The sequence below is a fragment of the Mycolicibacterium arcueilense genome (assembly GCF_058536225.1).
In genome coordinates this window covers 292,729-307,819 of sequence record NZ_JBZTYL010000026.1, presented here as the reverse complement: position 1 = coordinate 307,819, position 15,091 = coordinate 292,729, and the positions used below count along the sequence as shown (strand labels likewise).

General features: G+C 65.6%; 14 protein-coding genes and 1 tRNA gene. 10 read left to right on the top strand and 5 right to left on the bottom strand.

All coding sequences use genetic code 11. The annotated features are described in order from the left end of the window. Positions 1 to 4 precede the first annotated feature (4 nt). Together AC4LGL_RS25650 and AC4LGL_RS25645 are read right to left on the bottom strand one after the other, a co-directional pair. A complete protein-coding gene (locus tag AC4LGL_RS25650) occupies positions 5 to 1,474 on the bottom strand; it encodes a wax ester/triacylglycerol synthase family O-acyltransferase (RefSeq protein WP_491841212.1) in 1,470 nt (489 codons plus the stop codon). A gap of 109 nt (positions 1,475 to 1,583) precedes the next feature. Further along, positions 1,584 to 1,796 carry a group I intron-associated PD-(D/E)XK endonuclease gene (locus tag AC4LGL_RS25645; protein ID WP_491841399.1) on the bottom strand — a complete coding sequence of 71 codons (213 nt, stop codon included), beginning with the start codon at positions 1,794 to 1,796 and terminating at the stop codon, positions 1,584 to 1,586. A 250-nt stretch (positions 1,797 to 2,046) separates the two neighbouring features. Between AC4LGL_RS25645 and AC4LGL_RS25640 the strand changes: the two genes are divergently transcribed. Further along, a tRNA-Arg gene (locus tag AC4LGL_RS25640) sits at positions 2,047 to 2,122 on the top strand. Positions 2,123 to 2,491: 369 nt separating this feature from the next. Next, positions 2,492 to 2,980 carry a universal stress protein gene (locus tag AC4LGL_RS25635; protein ID WP_491841211.1) on the top strand — a complete coding sequence of 163 codons (489 nt, stop codon included), beginning with the start codon at positions 2,492 to 2,494 and terminating at the stop codon, positions 2,978 to 2,980. 10 nt (positions 2,981 to 2,990) lie between these two features. Here the strand turns inward: AC4LGL_RS25635 and AC4LGL_RS25630 are convergent, their stop codons facing one another. Further along, complete coding sequence (locus AC4LGL_RS25630) at positions 2,991 to 3,824, bottom strand: MBL fold metallo-hydrolase (RefSeq protein ID WP_491841210.1); 834 nt, start codon at positions 3,822 to 3,824, stop codon at positions 2,991 to 2,993. An 83-nt stretch (positions 3,825 to 3,907) separates the two neighbouring features. Here AC4LGL_RS25630 and AC4LGL_RS25625 point away from each other — a divergent pair, with 83 nt between their 5' ends. The 8 genes from AC4LGL_RS25625 (at position 3,908) to AC4LGL_RS25590 (ending at position 13,541) form a co-directional block, all read left to right on the top strand. Then, positions 3,908 to 4,690, top strand: coding sequence for a FadR/GntR family transcriptional regulator (locus tag AC4LGL_RS25625; RefSeq protein ID WP_491841209.1), 783 nt, complete (start codon positions 3,908 to 3,910; stop codon positions 4,688 to 4,690). A 56-nt stretch (positions 4,691 to 4,746) separates the two neighbouring features. Further along, positions 4,747 to 6,336 carry a class I adenylate-forming enzyme family protein gene (locus AC4LGL_RS25620; RefSeq protein ID WP_491841208.1) on the top strand — a complete coding sequence of 530 codons (1,590 nt, stop codon included), beginning with the start codon at positions 4,747 to 4,749 and terminating at the stop codon, positions 6,334 to 6,336. Continuing rightward, positions 6,323 to 7,096, top strand: coding sequence for a class II aldolase/adducin family protein (locus AC4LGL_RS25615; protein WP_491841207.1), 774 nt, complete (start codon positions 6,323 to 6,325; stop codon positions 7,094 to 7,096). The genes AC4LGL_RS25620 and AC4LGL_RS25615 overlap by 14 nt, the downstream gene beginning before the upstream one ends. Positions 7,097 to 7,117: 21 nt before the next feature. Beyond that, positions 7,118 to 8,386 (top strand): amidohydrolase family protein, encoded by a 1,269-nt coding sequence (locus tag AC4LGL_RS25610; protein WP_491841206.1) that lies wholly within the window; start codon positions 7,118 to 7,120, stop codon positions 8,384 to 8,386. Positions 8,387 to 8,389: 3 nt separating this feature from the next. Beyond that, the gene (locus tag AC4LGL_RS25605) at positions 8,390 to 9,349 is read left to right on the top strand and encodes a D-2-hydroxyacid dehydrogenase family protein (RefSeq protein WP_491841205.1); all 960 of its coding nucleotides are present in this window, start codon (positions 8,390 to 8,392) and stop codon (positions 9,347 to 9,349) included. 277 nt (positions 9,350 to 9,626) lie between these two features. Next, positions 9,627 to 10,097, top strand: a complete 471-nt coding sequence (locus tag AC4LGL_RS25600; RefSeq protein WP_491841204.1) for an MmpS family transport accessory protein — start codon at positions 9,627 to 9,629, stop codon at positions 10,095 to 10,097. After that, complete coding sequence (locus AC4LGL_RS25595; protein ID WP_491841203.1) at positions 10,094 to 12,952, top strand: MMPL/RND family transporter; 2,859 nt, start codon at positions 10,094 to 10,096, stop codon at positions 12,950 to 12,952. Before AC4LGL_RS25600 ends, AC4LGL_RS25595 begins: the two co-directional genes overlap by 4 nt. A gap of 22 nt (positions 12,953 to 12,974) precedes the next feature. Continuing rightward, positions 12,975 to 13,541, top strand: a complete 567-nt coding sequence (locus AC4LGL_RS25590; protein WP_491841202.1) for a TetR/AcrR family transcriptional regulator — start codon at positions 12,975 to 12,977, stop codon at positions 13,539 to 13,541. Position 13,542: 1 nt separating this feature from the next. On the opposite strand, the gene AC4LGL_RS25585 is transcribed toward AC4LGL_RS25590, so the two are convergent. After that, entirely contained in the window at positions 13,543 to 14,406 is an 864-nt protein-coding gene (locus AC4LGL_RS25585) for an alpha/beta fold hydrolase (protein ID WP_491841201.1), read from the bottom strand. 87 nt (positions 14,407 to 14,493) lie between these two features. After that, positions 14,494 to 14,997: a MarR family winged helix-turn-helix transcriptional regulator gene (locus AC4LGL_RS25580; RefSeq protein WP_491841200.1), complete on the bottom strand. Its 504-nt coding sequence runs from the start codon at positions 14,995 to 14,997 to the stop codon at positions 14,494 to 14,496. Between the last annotated feature and the right edge of the window lie 94 nt (positions 14,998 to 15,091).

Genomic DNA, 15,091 nt, shown 5'->3' with positions numbered 1-15,091 from the left:
GAAGTCACTGTGCCGCACTCCCGTTCGTCGCCGAAGTGTCATCACTGAACGAGGCCGGCTCCGCGCGGCCGTCGCCGCCGAGCGCCAGCACCTCGTCGAATCCCGCGAGCAGGCACCGGGCGAACAGCTGATCGTCGGTGATGGCGGCGCGGTCGTAGCGGGCGGTGACCGTGATGTACCCGGACCTCGAGATCAGCACCACCATCATCGCGACGCCGGGCAGCGGGCCTATTCCGTAGTGGCGCAGGATCTTTGCCCCGGCGATGAAGGTGTCCCCCGGCCAGACCGGGACATTGCTGGCCTGCACGTCGGAGTTCACGACCGAACCGGCCACCGTCTCCAGTACGGCATCGGGCAGCAGGCTCAGCACGGGTGCGACCGCGCCGACCACGTCGATGGCGCGCTCCTCGCGCTTGCTCGTCATCTGCGACCGAACCGCCTTGATCCGGGTCTCCGGGTCGACGATTCCGACAGGCGCGGCGAGGTTGATCCCGGCGAAGCGGTTGCCGCCCGCCGGGTCGTCCTGCGAGCGCAGGTTGACCGGTACGGCCATGGGCAGCGTCTCGATCGAGATGCCTTTGGCGTCGTGATAGAGCCTCAGTGCGCCGCACAGCCCGGCCAGGTAGGCATCGTTGATCGAACCGCCGGCGGCCTTGGCTGCCCGGTGCAGGTCGGAGAAAGGAATGTCGATCGCCTCCGTGCGCGACGACAGGCTTCGGCGGCGCAGCAGCGGCGAGGGGTGCGCGGCCGGCCCCATCACCCGAGCGCCGGACATCGCGTAGTCGACCACCCCACTGACCGCCGAGACCGGGTCGCGCACCACCTTGGTCACCGTCCGGGCCGCCTGTCCGAGCACGCCGAGCACGCCGCCGGCGATCGATCCGGGGAGCCGGTTGATGCCCTCCCGCATCAGGTCGTTGGGCGACAGGTCCTGCGGGATGGGTAACGGTGCAGCGGCGGCCGGTTCGGGATCACGCTCGAGGTCGTAGATGTTGGCGAACATCTCGACCATCCCGACACCGTCGGACACCGCGTGGCTCAGATGGAGAATGGTCGCCGCCCGGCCATCGGGCAGCCCTTCGACCAAGGTGGCGTTCCACAACGGCCGGTTGATGTCCATCGGCGACTGCAGCGCAACCTCGGCCAGATCGAACACGTCGCGCAACGTGCCGGGCGCAGGAACCCGCACCCGTCGCACGTGGTAGTCGAGATTGAAGTCGGGGTCGACGACCCAGCGCGGAGCGGCCGTCGGCAGGGTGGGCATGACGACCTTCTGGCGCAGCCGCAGAACCTTGCGCGACGCGTGATCCAGACGGGCCCGGAAACGGTCCCAATCCGGTGTGGTGTCGAGGATCTCGACGCCGAGGATCCCGGACCGGGTGCGCGGGTTTGCCTCTCCCCGATGCAACAGCTGATCGACTGCGCTCAGTTCTTCGGGCAGTCCCGCCGCGTCCAACTCCGGCACGTCGCTCATCGCGTGGTCCCTCTCCCCTCCCCATGGCGGCCAATGCAGCGTCCACGCTAGTCCGCCACCGGCCCCGTGGGTCCGCTTTGCCGGGCGTCCGTGGCGCGTCACCGCCCCTTCACGCCGAAGTACGGGTTTCGCCGATCGGCGGGAGGCGTTTGTCCGGTAGGTCACGAAACGAGGCGGCCGTCAGAATCCGTTTCTGCTGACCGTTCTTGGTCGGCGTGATCCGGAGATTGACGGAGACGCCGTGATCGGTGGGCCGGATGTAGTAGCACTCGTCGGTGTCCGGGCAGTAGATGCAGATGAGGTCGATCGCGTCCTTGTCGATCGGCGTGCTGTGCGCGCCACGGCGATCGGCCCAGGTGGACCGGAAGTTGAGTCTGACCGGAACAGCACGTAAAAACCCATGCCAACCAGGTCGGCGTGCGCCTTGGCGACGCCGAGGTCGCCTTTGTCTTTGGTGTGATGTCGACCCACTTACTCGCCCGTTTCATCGGTTGGGGTTCGAGCAGCCCACGTGGTGCATATCCGTTTCGGTAACGACACCCCACGCGGTGTAAATTGTGGTGGTCCGACTTGCCCCCGTGGCGCAACGGATAGCGCATCCGGTTTCTACCCGGTCGGTTGCAGGTTCGAATCCTGTCGGGGGTGCCACGTCTCGTTCGTTTGACGTGTGCTTCTCATTCTTGAGCGCACGATACCCCGCACATCCGACAACTCCATGTCGGTCGAGTGCTCGCTCAATACAACTCGCTCGATACAAAAGGCGAGCCTGAATCTCACGCAGCTCGTCTGATTAGCGGACGCGCTCGGCAGCATGCTCGCTTCGACGCAGGGGCCTTCAACGTTGCCGCCTACTCGGCGGATATGACCGAGAACCACTTTCCATCTGTGTGACGTCGGCTGATGGTTGACACTTGTCTCGGTTGATCCTTGACGCGGCACGAAGCCCAATCTCCACAAGCTGAAGATTGACGTGCATTAAGGTCTGTCTGTCCTGGTACCCGACAGTTCGGAGACGACATGAGCACCTATCGGACGATCGTTGTCGGGACCGACGGCTCCGACTCGTCGCTACGTGCGGTCCACCGCGCCGCCGAGATCGCCACGCAGGAGAACGCGAAGCTGATCATCGCGAGCGCTCATCAGCCCGTGGCCGAAAAGGGCGGCTGGTCGCGACCACCGTCGCCCGATCATGTGGTCGATACCCGTGCGGAGGACAGCCTCAAGAGCGAGGGCTACCGGATGCACGGCGCTGCCCCGGTCTACGAGATCCTCCAGGTGGCGCGCGACCGGGCCAAGGCCGCCGGTGCCGGGGACATCGTCGAGCGGGCGGTCGAGGGTGCGCCGGTCGACGCCCTGGTGAGACTCGCCAAAGATGTCGACGCGGATCTGATCGTCGTCGGCGACATCGGGCTGGACTCGGTCGCCGGGCGCCTGTTGGGCTCGGTGCCTGCGACCATTGCTCGTCGAGTGAAGATCGACATTCTCATCGTCCACACCGCGAACTAGGACGCCTCGCCTACATCGCCACCCACATCAGCTGGTCGTCGTCGGCGACGACGGTGCCTGCGGTCGGGGCGGCGAAGTGGGTGCCGAGCAGCAGGGCCTGTTCGCCGGCGACGCTCTGCAGTAGCCGGGCGCGGGTCACCGCAGCCGCGTCCGGATCGTCGTCGGGCAGCGCCTGTACGTCCGGATGCGTGATCTGCAGCGGATGGTGGATGACGTCCCCACTGATCACCGCCACCTCGCCGCCGGATTCGAGCCGCACCGCGGTGTGCCCCGGGGTGTGACCGGGCGTCGCGATCAGCCGGATCTCGTCGGTGATGGCGTGGTCCATCTCGGTGAGCCGCAGGACATCGTGTGCGACAAGCGGTTCGACGGTCTCGTCGGCCGCGCGGTTCGGCGCCGAGGAATGGCGCCACGACGTGTACTCGTTGGCGGTGAGGAGGTAGGTCGCGTTCGGATAGGTGGGGATCCAGGCGCCGTCGTGCCGGGTCGTGTGGCGTCCGGCATGGTCGAGGTGCAGATGGGTGCAGACGACGGTGGTCACGTCGTCGGGGGTGAATCCGACTGTGGCCAGCGACTGTCGGTACTGGTCGGGGTCGATGGGGATTTGGTAGGGCAGGTCGTGGCCTTCGCCGAAGCAGCAGTCGACCACGACGAGATCCTCACCAGATTCGATGAAGAACGACTGGATGGCCACCAGCAGATTGCCGGCGTCGTCGACGTAGTGGGGATGTAACCAGCGCGGGAGTTCCGCCGGCAGCCCGCGAAACACCCGGTCAGGCCGGGTCGGCACCACCGTCTCCAGGACGGAATGAACTGTCAGCGTGCCGATGGTCCACTTCTGCATGGCTCACCGTATGAGACAAATCATTTGGATACAAGGCTCGGCGTGGCCGCCTGAACGGTCGGTCATCTGGCACACTCGGATGCGTGGCGCAGCCAAACGTCCGGTTCCAGCGACTCGCCGAACAGGTCGCCGACCAGTTGCGGCGCCAGATCCTCACCGGGGAACTACCCGACGGCAGCATCCTGCCCAAGGAGGACGAACTTCTGGTCGAGTACCCGATCAGCAAGCCGTCCCTACGCGAGGCGATGCGCATCCTCGAGGCCGAGGGGCTGCTGACGGTACGACGCGGCAAGCTCGGCGGTGCCGTGGTTCACCGGCCCGATTCCGCAAACCTGGCCTACACCATGGGGCTGGTGCTGGGCGCCGGGCAGGTCGGGCTCGCCGATGTGGGTACCGCGCTGCTGCAGGTCGAGCCGGCCTGCGCCGCACTCTGCGCCCAACGCGCCGACCGGAAACGCACCGTCGTCCCGATTCTCCGTGAGCTACACGAAGAATCGGTCAGGTCCGTGTCAGATCTGCTGCAGGCCACCTCGGCGAGTCGGCGTTATCACGAGGCGCTGGTGCGCCACTGCGGCAACGAGACGATGATCATCCTGGCGGGCGCCTTGGAGGCTTTGTGGTCCGCCCATGAGCAAAACTGGTCGGCCCAGGTGACGGATCACTCGACGGTGCCGGTCGAGGAACGCAGAGCGGTCCTGGAAGATCACCGTCAGGTGATCGACGCGATCGATGTGGGCGACGCGCAACGGGCCCGCGATCTGGCCGCGGCGCATCTGGTCAGTGCCCAGCAGTACCCGGGTGTCGACGGCATCGTCGATCCGACGATGGTGCGCACCTGGGCGCAGTCGAGTCCGCGGCGACCGTGAGCGGGGCCGCCCCGTGCGACCGTTGACAGCGGTTCTTATTTTCATATGATTTGGTGATGAAGGCTGGCGACGCCGCGCATGCTGCCGACGCAGCCCACTACCGCACGGCCGGATGGTGGTCGGACCGCACACTCTCGCAGACCGTGCGCGAACACGCCCTCGCCCATCCCGACAAGCCGGCCTATGTCGACTACCCCAACACCACGTTCACCTGGCGCGAATTCGACCGTGCCGCATCGCTACTCGCTGCCCAACTGGCCGGCCTTGGCGTCACGCTCGGTGATCGCGTCGCGGTCTGGCACGGCGACACCGCAGCCATCCATGTGTTGTTCGTGGCGATCGAACGGTGCGGCGCCGTCGTGGTCGGGATCGGCGCCCGCGCCGGGACCCGCGAGGCCACCCAGATCCTGCGGACCACCCAGCCGCGTCTGCTGATCAGTGACGCGGCGCGGCACCCGTCGGCCCAAACCACCGTGTCCGGACTGACCGACGAGATCAGCGCGCTGGTGTTGGACGGTTTGTCCCTCGCCACTGACACCCCGTCGCGACCACCGGCCGCGGGTGTCGGCGCCGACGAGGTATTCCTGATCAACTCCACCTCGGGGACCACGGGCCTACCCAAATGCGTTGTGCATACCCAGAACCGGTGGCACTACTTTCACCAGCGGGCGGTCGCCAACGGCGCGCTGACGTCGGATGACATCTTCCTGCCCGTCATCCCAGCACCGTTCGGGTTCGGCATCTGGACCGCCCACACCACCCCGATCTACCTCGGTGCCACCACGATCCTGCTGGAAAAGTTCGACGCGAAGGCCGCATGTGAGGCGATCGCACGCCACCGGGTAAGCGTGTTGTGCTGTGTCAGTACCCAATTGATGATGATCATGGCCGACCGGGCGTCACGCGAGTACGACCTGAGCTCGCTGCGCGTGGTCTTCACCGGCGGCGAGGCCCTGCCGTATCGGCGCGCCGCCGACTTCGAGGAACTCACCGGCGCCACCATCCTGCAGTTCTACGGCTCCAACGAAACCGGTCTGCTGAGCGGGACGACACTGCAGGATTCCCGGGAACGCAGGCTGCGCACCGCCGGCCGACTGGTGCCGGAGATGGCGGTGCGCCTGTTCGACGGTGATGACGACGTGACTTCGACCGGGCGTGGACAACCGGCCTGCCGTGGGCCGGCCACCAGCCTCGGTTATCTCGGCGGGGTCGACCACGACAAGCTCTACACCCCGGACGGCTGGATGCGGATGGGCGACATCTGTGAGGTCGACGCCGAGGGCTATCTGTCGGTCACCGGCCGCACCTCGGATTTCATCGTGCGCGGCGGCAAGAACATCAGTGCGGGTGAGGTCGAGGATGCGGTGACGACGCATCCGGCCGTGGCCGTCGCGGCCGCGGTGGCCATGCCCGACCCGGTCTTCGGCGAGAAGGTCTGCATCTACGTAGAACCTGCCAATGGGCAGGCGATCGATCTCCCTGGGCTCGTCGAGCACCTCCTGGCCGAGGGCATGTCGAAGGAACTGCTTCCCGAGCAGCTCATCGTGCTCGATGAGCTGCCCCGGTCATCGGGCGGAAAGATCGCCAAAGGACAACTCCGCGAAGATATCCGGACGCGGTTGGGAGACAGCTATGAGCGTCGGTGAGATGCGCGAGGGCGGGCTGAAAGTGTGGTCTCCGTCGGTGACCCCGCCGATCGGGGTCGACCTGACCGAGGAGCAGACGCTGGCCGTGGCGTTCCGGCACCTTGCCGGTATCGGATTCGCCGAGAACATGGCCGGCCACATCACCTGGCAGCCCGAAGGCCGCACCGAGATGCTGGTCAATCCGTGGGGCCTGTGGTGGCAGGAGCTCACCGCATCCGACATCTGCGTCGTCGACGAGGATGCGCACGTGGTGCGGGGACGCTGGGATGTCACCCCGGCCATCCACATCCACACCGAACTGCACCGCAGGCGCGCCGACGCCCGCGTCGTGATCCACAACCATCCCTATTACGTGAGCCTCATCGCGGCGCTGGGAAAGCTGCCGGACCTGGTGCATCAGACCGGGTCGCTGTTCCTCGACGACATGTGTCTGGTCGAAACCTATGACGGTGAGGTCGATTCGGCGCCGCGGGCCAGTGAACTCGCCGAGCGGATCGGCAGTGCGAATCTCACCGTCCTGGCCAATCACGGCGTCATCACCACCGGAGGCACCGTGGCCGAGGCGGTGTACCGGGCCGCATCGATCGACCGGGTGTGCAAGCTGGCCTACCAGGTGATGCTGACCGGCCGCGAGCCCACCGCGATGAATCGGTCCGACATGTACGGCATGAAGGCCTCGCTCATCGAGCGGGCCGCCGATGTGTACTGGGCCGGAGCGGCCCGCATGACCATGAAGGCCGACCCTGAAGTTCTGACCTGAGGCAGCAAGGAGATTCAGCCCATGAAGTCCATCGACGAACTCGCCGGCAATCTCGACTTCACCACCGCGCAGAAGGGGTCGGAACGCACGGTCACGTTTCTGCCGGAACCCGAACGGGCCGAACGCCTCTACACCGTGATCTCCGTCGACGATCACATCGTCGAGCCGCCCGACACCTTCACCGGCCGCGTGCCCCGCAAGTTCGCCGACCGTGCCCCGAAGGTGGTCGATACCGAGAACGGCGGGCAGACCTGGATGTACGACGGGCAGTCGCTGCCCAACGTGGGATTCAACGCCGTTGTGGGACGGCCCGTGGACGAATATGGTTTCGAGCCCGCCCGTTTCGACGAGATGCGCCGCGGTGCCTGGGACATTCACGAGCGCGTCAGGGACATGGATCTCAACGGCGTGTACGCCTCGCTCAACTTCCCGTCATTCCTGCCCGGGTTCGCCGGCCAACGGCTGCAGCAGGTGACCAAGGACCGGGACCTGGCGATGGCGGCCGTGCGGGCCTGGAACGACTGGCACCTCGAAGCGTGGGCCGGGGCCTACCCCGATCGGATCATCCCGTGCCAGCTGCCATGGCTGCTCGACCCCGAGGTCGGCGCGCAGATGATCTACGAAAACGCCGAACGCGGCTTCCACGCCGTGACGTTCAGCGAGAACCCGGCCATGCTCGGGCTGCCGACCATCCACTCCGGGTACTGGGAACCGATGATGGCGGCGTGCGCCGAGACAGGCACCGTGGTCAACCTGCACATCGGCTCCTCCGGTTCGGCGCCGTCCACCACCGACGACGCACCACCGGACGTGCAGGGTGTGCTGTTCTTCGCCTACGCCATCACCGCCGCGGTGGACTGGCTGTACTCGGGTCTGCCCAGCCGGTACCCCGATCTCAAGATCTGCCTGTCGGAGGGCGGAATCGGTTGGGTCGCAGGGCTACTCGACCGGCTCGACCACATGCTCAGCTACCACCAGATGTACGGAACCTGGAAGGCGTTGGGCGAAACCCTCTCCCCCGCCGAGGTGTTCACCAGGAACTTCTGGTTCTGCGCGGTCGAGGACCAGTCGTCGTTCATCCAGCACGAGCGCATCGGCACCGGCAACATCCTGCTCGAAGCCGACTACCCGCACTGCGATTCAACCTGGCCGCACACCCAGCGCATCATCCACGAACAGATCCAGGGCCTGCCCGCCGAGGTGATCCGGAAGATCACCTGGGAGAACGCCTCCCGGCTCTACCAGCATCCGGTGCCGCCGGCCGTGCAGAACGACCCGAACGCCTACTGAGCGATGACCGAACCGCTGCGCATCGCCGTCCTCGACGACTACCAGGGCATCGCCGACACCGTCGACTGGTCACCGATCCCCCGCCCGGTGCAGATCACCGCCCTCAGGGAACACGTCACGCCCGGCCCGGTATTGGTCGAGACCCTGGCCGACCACGAGGTCGTCGTCGCGATGCGGGAGCGCACCCCGCTCGACGGAGTACTGCTCGCCGAGCTGCCCGCGCTCAAACTGCTCGTGACGACCGGGCCTTTCAACGCCGCGATCGACGTCGCCGCGGCAGGGCGCCTCGGCATCACCGTCTCGGGCACCGGCGGTGCCGTCACCCCGACCGTCGAACACACCTGGGCACTGATCCTCGGGCTGCAGCGCCACCTGACCACCGAGGATCAGCGCATCCGCGACGGGCTGTGGCAGAGCACCATCGGCGCCGACCTGCACGGGGCGACCCTCGGCCTGGTCGGGGTGGGGCGAATCGGCAGCCGGGTCGCCGCGATCGGCAAGGCCTTCGGCATGGAGGTCATCGCATGGAGCCCCAACCTCACCGACGAGCGCGCTGCCAAGGCCGGTGTCGCACGGGTGGACCGCGACACCCTGTTCGCAGACGCCGACGTGGTGTCGCTGCACATGGTGCTGGCCGATTCGACCCGTGGACTGGTGGGCCGCGCCGAGCTGGCCGCGATGAAGCCGACGGCGATCCTGGTGAACACCTCGCGAGGCGGCCTCATCGATGAGCCGGCCCTCGTCGAAGCCCTGCACAGCAACCAGATTCGCGGTGCAGCGCTCGACGTCTACCAGCACGAGCCGCTACCGGCGGGCAACCCACTGACGTCCTTGCCCAACACGCTGCTGACGCCGCACCTCGGCTACGTCACCCACACCGTCATGTCCATCTTCTACCGCGACATCGTCGAGGACATTGCCGCCTACTGTGCCGGCGCCCCTGTGCGACTGCTGACCGCGTAGGGGCGTCACAGGTCCGAGGCGGCTCTCGATTGCGGCGGCAAACCGCGAACAGTGTCGACGGGCTTCCTAGGCCGTCCACTTCGACGCCCAATCTTGTTCGCTGGAGCCAGATCCCGGAGGCCGTGTGCGCTGCACACTGCCTCGTGGGGGGCTAAAAATTCCGTTTGGGAAGTAACTGTGAGGAAGATCAAAATTCCTTAATGGAACGTTGTCGATCCACTAAGGGCCTGTTACGTTCAGCCGATCAAAACGCGGTCGGATGGGGTTTTCCGTCGGCATGCGCCGAACCGGAGAGGTGGATTTTGCCGTGGCTACGCTATTTCGGCTCGCCAAACGCTTCTGGATTCCCTTGGTGTTGGTGGCAGCGCTTGCCGTCAGCGGCTTCGCGATGAACCGGATGCACGGCATCTTCGGGACCCACATCAACACCGATCCCGGTCAGTCGGCCGGGGACGACATCGTCGAGTTCAACCCCAAGCGCGTCGTCTATGAGATCGAGGGCCCGAGCGGGACCAGCGGGCACGTCAGCTTCCTGGATGCCGACGCCCAACCGCACACCGAGAGTTTCAGCACGCTGCCCTGGCGGCACGAGGTGGTCACCACCTTGCCGACAGTGTTCGCGAATGTGGTTGCACAAGGAGATAGCAACGTGATCACCTGCCGGATCATCGTCAACGGCGACGTGCGTGACGAGCAGACCGTGAACCAGCACGACGCCCAGGCCTTCTGCTTGGACAAGGCCGCATGAGCAACCACGCCGCCACCCCTGAACACAAGGGAATCGCCCGCGTCATCCGCGTGGCCGCGATCCCGATCATCCTGGCGTGGGTCATCCTCGTCGTCGTCCTGAACGCGGTGGTCCCCCAGCTCGAGGTCGTCGGACACGAGCACGCCGTGTCGCTGTCGCCACAGGACGCACCGGCGTTGGTGGCGATGAAGAAGATCGGCGAGCGCTTCGACCAATTCGACTCGGACACCATCGCGATGGTGGTGCTGGAGGGCGACCAGCCGCTGGGCACCGAAGCCCATCACTACTACGACAAACTGGTTCGCACGCTTCAGGCCGATACCGAACACGTTCAGCACGTACAGAACTACTGGGGCGACCTGATCACCGCTGCCGGCTCGCAGAGCACCGACGGCAAGGCCGCCTACGTACAGGTCAACCTCGCCGGCAACCAGGGCGAGACGCTGGCCAACGAATCGGTCGCCGCAGTACGCAAGATCATCGACGACTCGCACCCGCCTGCGGGCGTGAAAGCCTATGTCACCGGCCAAGGTCCGCTCACCACGGACATGAACGAGGCCGGCGACAAGAGCATGGTCAAGATCACCTTCGTCACGATCGCGGTGATCGCGGTGATGCTGATCGTCGTCTACCGGTCGTTCGCCACCATGCTGCTGATGCTGATCGTGGTGCTGTTGGAGATGTCGGCCTCGCGTGGTGTGGTGGCCGCGATCGGCCACGCCGGGATGCTCGGTTTGTCGACATTCTCGGTGAGCTTGCTGACCTCGTTGGCCATCGCGGCGGGCACCGACTACGCCATCTTCCTCGTCGGCCGGTATCAGGAGGCCAGACAAAAGGGCCAGGAGCGAGAAGATGCCTATTACACCGCATTTCACGGTGTCGGCCACGTCATCCTCGGTTCCGGTCTCACCGTTGCCGGCGCCATGCTCTGCCTGCACTTCACCCGCTTGAACTACTTCAGCTCCATGGGTGTCCCCAGCGCCATCGGCATGTCCGTGGTGGTGCTGGCCTCTCTCACGCTCGCACCGGCGATGCTGGTGGTCGGCAGCCGGTTCGGCTTGCTCGACGCCAAGCGCGAGATCCGCTCGCGGGGTTGGCGCAGGCTCGGCACTTCGGTGGTGCGCTGGCCGGTGCCGATTCTGGCCGCCGCCATCGCCGTGGCGCTCGTCGGACTGCTGGCGCTGCCCGGCTACAAGACGTCCTACAACGAGCGGCTCTACATCCCCAAGGATCTGCCGTCCAACGTCGGATATGCCGCCGCTGAACGACATTTCACGTCCGCCCGGATGAATCCAGATCTGCTGCTCGTGGATGCGGGCCGGGATCTGCGCAACCCGGCCGACATGATCGTGCTGGACAAGATCGCTCGTGAGCTGATCCGCGTTCCCGGCATCGCCCGCGTGCAGAGCATCACCCGACCGCTGGGCCGTCCCATCGCGCACAGCTCGGTGCCCTTCCAGGTGAGCATGCAATCGGTGTCGATGACCGAGAACCTGCAGTTCCTCCGTGAGCGCATGGGCGACATGAACACGCTGACCGATGATCTCGGCCGAATGATCGTGATCATGGAGAACATGCTGGGTCTGATGAACCGGATGACCGGCATCACCCACGAACTCACTGCAAGCATGAACGACATGCAGGCCAGCACCAACGAAATGCGGGATCACATGGCTGATTTCGACGATTTCATGCGGCCGATGCGGAACTACCTGTACTGGGAACCGCACTGCTACGACATCCCGATGTGCCAATCCATGCGCTCACTGTTCGACGGGCTCGACGGCATCGACACCATGACCGAAACCCTCGCGGAATCGGTGAAGAACATGAACGAGATGGACCAGCTGATGCCGCAGCTGGTGGCGCAACTACCGCCGATGATCGCCATCTCGAAGTCCATGCAGGGCACCATGAAGACGATGTTCAGCACGTTCAACGGGCTGGTCGACCAGATCGGCAAGATGACCGACACGGCATCGGTGATGGGTCAGGCATTCGACGACGCCCGCAATGACGATTCGTTCTACCTGCCGCCCGAAGCATTCGACAACCCGGACTTCAAGCGCGGGCTTGACCTGATGGTCTCTCCGGACGGCCAGGCCGCGCAGTTCATCATCACCCACGACGTGGATCCGGCTACCTCCGAAGGCATTTCGCACGTCGACCCGCTCCTGAAGACGGCGCGCGAAGCGATCAAGACGACGCCGCTGGCCGACGCCAAGATCTACCTCGGCGGCACCGCGGCCACCTACAAGGACATCCAGGTCGGCGCGCAGTGGGATCTGCTGATCTCAGCCTGCGGCGCGATCACGTTGATCTTCATCGTCATGCTGTTGATCACCCGCGCCCTGATCGCATCGTTCGTGATCGTCGGCACCGTGATCCTGTCCCTGGCAGCGTCGTTCGGCCTGTCGGTGCTGGTGTGGCAGTACCTGCTCGGAATCGATCTGCACTGGATGACGCTGGCGTTCTCGGTCATCATCCTGCTGGCGGTCGGATCCGACTACAACCTGCTGGTGGTCTCCCGGATGAAGGAAGAGGTCAGCGCGGGCATCAACACCGGCATCATCCGGGCCATGGGCGCCACGGGCGGCGTGGTGACCGCCGCCGGCCTCGTGTTCGCCTTCACGATGGCTTCGATGGCCACCAGTGATCTGATCGCGATCGGCCAGGGCGGCACCACCATCGGCCTGGGCCTGCTGTTCGACACCCTCGTCGTTCGCTCGCTGATGACTCCCACGATTGCCGCGATCCTCGGCCGCTGGTTCTGGTGGCCGCTGCCGATACGTCAGCGGCCGGCGCGTTTCCTCTCCGATCGGACCACACCGATACCGGTGACGAGAATGTCGTGACCCGCGTCGATACCATCGACGCATGAGCACAGGCGAGCTCTCGGCCACCCAGGCGCGCACCCGTGGTGCGATCATCGAGGCCGCCGCCGCAGTCCTAGCTGACGACCGGACCGCGACGTTGCCTGATATCGCCAAGGCGGCCGGGGTCGGCCGCACCACGGTGCACCGCTACTTTCCCGACCGGGAATGCCTGATCAACGCGACGATTCTCGACTCGGTACAGGTCGTGACCAGCGCCGTGGCCGCTGCCGCACCCGAGGATGGCTGCGCGGTCGACGCCATGCGGCGCGTCATCAACGCGATGATCTCGGTCGGCAACCGGCTGCTGTTCCTGTTCGACGACCCGAACGTTCTGCGCGGACTGCCACCCGAGGCGGTGCCGGACAACAGCTATCTCACCAGCCTGATCGAACGCGGCCAGGCGGAGGGGGTATTCGATCCCGAGTCGAGCACCCAGTGGCTCGAACACGCGCTCTACGGTCTGGTGATGTGGGCGTGCCAGGACTCCAAGGACGGCCTCATGCCGCAGCATGCGGCCGCACCCGCCGTCATCCGCACCTTCGAGCGCGGCGTGCGTTGCCGCGACTGACTCAGTGCGCCCCTCGATGCGCCCCGAACTCCTCGGCGAGGAACGCCAGCAGCACGTCGTTGAACTCTCCGGCATGGCTGATCGGGATCCCGTGGGGCCCACCGGCGATGACGTGCAGGCGGCTGTCGCGCAACGCCTCGTGGGTGCGTAGCCCGGACCCCTCCAACGGCACAGTCGTGTCCGCGTCTCCGTGAATCACCAGACTAGGCACTGTGACTCGAGGCAGGTCCTCGCGGAAGTCGGTATTGCCGAAGGCGGTGAGACAGGCGAGCGCGGCGTGCTTGTTGGCCTGACCGCACATCGCCAGCGTGTGCCGGCGTTGATCCTCGCTGATCACCAATTCTCCGTTGACCGAGAAGACGTCGGTCATCAACTGGTCGTAGAAGGCATCCTGGTTCTTCGTCAACGACATTGCCATCTGGGCCGCCTCCGCCTTACCCAGCGGCCCGGCGGGATTGTCGCGAGAATGCAGCATGTAGGGAGTTACCGACGACGCAAACACCGCACTGCGGACCCGTGCGGTGCCTTTGCGGGCGCAATAGCTGGCCACTTCTCCCCCACCCATCGAGAAGCCGACCAGTGTCGCATCGTGCAGGTCGATTTCCTCCATCAGTACCGACAGGTCATCCGATAGGGATTCGTAGGTGTATCCCACCAACGATGTGTCGCTGCGACCGAAACCTCGGCGGTCATAGGTGATCACCCGGTAGCCGGCCGCTGCCAGCGCCTCGACCTGTGGAGCCCAGGACTCCCCGGTGAGTGGCCAGCCATGGATCAACACCACAGGCCGCCCGTCACCGCCGGTGTCCTCGACGTGCAGATCGATCGATCGAAGCAGACCGCGATATGCGGTGATCGCCGTCATGGGCAGCATCCCTCCAGCCGTCTCGGTATCCGGTCAGCTCAGTGCATTACCCGGTCGCCTCCGGCCGAAACCTGCGTCACAACAGGCTCACGCCCGGTCGGCCACGCCCGGCTTGTCGCTGTCTGCCAGTTCGCGGAACGCCGCGGTGAAGACTGTCGCGCCGCGGAGAAGGTCGTCGCGCTCACGGCGCCCGATTGCCGCGGTCACGTCCCGGAAGAGCGCGACACGATGAGCGACGAGATCCTGCAGGATGGCTCGGCCGTCGTCGGTCAGATCCAGCCGGGTGGCCCGGCGGTTCTGCGGGGAGACGCCCCGGCTGATCAGCCCGGCCTCGGCCAGCCGGTCGGCGAGACGGCTTGCCGTCGACACGGCTACCTGGAGATCTTGAGCCAGCTCGCTGACCAGGCACGGACCTATCCGTCCCAACGACTGCAGAGCCCGCAGCGAGGACAGTCCGATGCGTTTCTCGAAATGCTCAAGGGCCATGACGTTGACCGCGAGAAGGCCGCGCGTGGCGCGTTCGAGCCGCACGGCGTATTCGTCGGCGTCGTCCACCCCGTGGGGGTCGGTCATCGAGGAGTCGGCTTTCACTATTCGCACAGCTTACTTGCAGTTCGCAAATTATGCGGGTCGCATAACTTGCCGGTTTGGACCACCGCGGCAATGGAAACCCTTGCCCTATCCC

What these genes read in the sequence shown, in the direction of transcription:
- AC4LGL_RS25600 (WP_491841204.1), top strand. Translation starts at nt 9,627, where the DNA reads ATGCGCCGAACCGGAGAGGTGGATTTTGCCGTGGCTACGCTATTTCGG.
- AC4LGL_RS25585 (WP_491841201.1), bottom strand. Translation starts at nt 14,406, where the DNA reads ATGACGGCGATCACCGCATATCGCGGTCTGCTTCGATCGATCGATCTG.
- AC4LGL_RS25635 (WP_491841211.1), top strand. Translation starts at nt 2,492, where the DNA reads ATGAGCACCTATCGGACGATCGTTGTCGGGACCGACGGCTCCGACTCG.
- AC4LGL_RS25610 (WP_491841206.1), top strand. Translation starts at nt 7,118, where the DNA reads ATGAAGTCCATCGACGAACTCGCCGGCAATCTCGACTTCACCACCGCG.
- AC4LGL_RS25590 (WP_491841202.1), top strand. Translation starts at nt 12,975, where the DNA reads ATGAGCACAGGCGAGCTCTCGGCCACCCAGGCGCGCACCCGTGGTGCG.
- AC4LGL_RS25595 (WP_491841203.1), top strand. Translation starts at nt 10,094, where the DNA reads ATGAGCAACCACGCCGCCACCCCTGAACACAAGGGAATCGCCCGCGTC.
- AC4LGL_RS25630 (WP_491841210.1), bottom strand. Translation starts at nt 3,824, where the DNA reads ATGCAGAAGTGGACCATCGGCACGCTGACAGTTCATTCCGTCCTGGAG.
- AC4LGL_RS25615 (WP_491841207.1), top strand. Translation starts at nt 6,323, where the DNA reads ATGAGCGTCGGTGAGATGCGCGAGGGCGGGCTGAAAGTGTGGTCTCCG.
- AC4LGL_RS25605 (WP_491841205.1), top strand. Translation starts at nt 8,390, where the DNA reads ATGACCGAACCGCTGCGCATCGCCGTCCTCGACGACTACCAGGGCATC.
- AC4LGL_RS25620 (WP_491841208.1), top strand. Translation starts at nt 4,747, where the DNA reads ATGAAGGCTGGCGACGCCGCGCATGCTGCCGACGCAGCCCACTACCGC.
- AC4LGL_RS25650 (WP_491841212.1), bottom strand. Translation starts at nt 1,474, where the DNA reads ATGAGCGACGTGCCGGAGTTGGACGCGGCGGGACTGCCCGAAGAACTG.